This window comes from Aminobacter sp. P4_D5, assembly GCF_056401815.1.
In genome coordinates, this window is sequence record NZ_JBFUIP010001493.1 from 1 (window position 1) to 501 (window position 501).

General features: G+C 69.7%; 1 pseudogene. It reads left to right on the top strand.

Going from position 1 to position 501, the window contains the following annotated elements:
- Positions 1-31: 31 nt before the first annotated feature.
- Positions 32-501 (top strand): annotated as a pseudogene (locus AC1DWF_RS39145) (hypothetical protein); the annotation flags it as partial.

The following is a 501-nucleotide window of genomic DNA, read 5'->3' on the forward strand; positions in this document are numbered from 1 at the left end:
GCCCAATCCGCCGCGCAGCGCGGCTGAGCTCATGGATTTCGCGCGGCAGAACCCGGAGCGATTTCAGTACACCCGCCCTCGGGAATCGCTGCTCGGCCAGATCTTCGTGACGGGGTTGCCGTATCTCCTGGGGGATCGCGACCCCACCGACCCKCAGACGGGCTGGCGCCGCACATGGGARTATCTCCAGGAGATCGGCCGCTTCGTCAGCTACTATCCCAGCTCCGGGGCGGCCGCGATCGAGGAGTTCGCCGACGGGGGGTGCGACCTTGCGCCCGGCCTGCTCGGCCTGTTCCTGTTCGCCCGGCAGTTGGGCCAGTTGCCGCCCGAGACGGCCTGCGCGGTCATGGCGGACGCGCCGGTCATCCCGCAGAGCTACATGCTGGCCGTGCCCCAAGGGATTCCGAGCGCCCGGCTTCCCGCCATCGAGGCGATGGTGCGCTATCTGCTGACGCCACGCGCCCAGATGGTGGCCTTCGGCCGTGGCTTGCTGCCGGGCAG